1 protein-coding gene is annotated in these 443 nt (G+C 63.0%); it reads left to right on the top strand.

Annotated elements, in window-relative coordinates:
• Positions 1-33 precede the first annotated feature (33 nt).
• Positions 34-443: transglycosylase domain-containing protein (locus AACY49_RS31110; RefSeq protein ID WP_339528168.1), on the top strand; the 410-nt coding region annotated here is incomplete at its 3' end.

Below are 443 nucleotides of genomic sequence, written 5' to 3' on the forward strand. Positions count from 1 at the left end.
CTCCCGCGCTACGGAATGCTGCGGGAGCATGTCATGGAGCCGGGGAACGTCAATGTCGGAACGCATGTGCCGCAACCTCAGCTGAACCAGCGTGAGCGCCCTCGCCGGAAACGTGGTCTGGTCGGACGGGTGCTGGGCTGGGCCGTACGCGCCGTTGTCGCGTTTGTGATCCTGTCGGTCTTCATGGTCGTATTGTATCGCTTCGTGCCGCCACCGATTACGCTGACGATGGTTGGCGATGCGCTGGGTGGCCACGGCATCGACAAATCCTGGCGTCCGCTGTCGCAGATCGACCCCAATATGGCGCGCGCCGCGATTGCGGGCGAAGATTCGCGCTTCTGTTTGCACAATGGGTTTGATCTGCAGGCGATCGAAACGGCCTATGCCCGCAATGCCCGCGGCGGGCGCATTCGCGGTGGATCGACGATCAGCCGTAAGCATCC

The organism is Pseudomonas sp. EL_65y_Pfl2_R96 (assembly GCF_963970905.1).
GTDB lineage: Bacteria > Pseudomonadota > Gammaproteobacteria > Pseudomonadales > Pseudomonadaceae > Aquipseudomonas.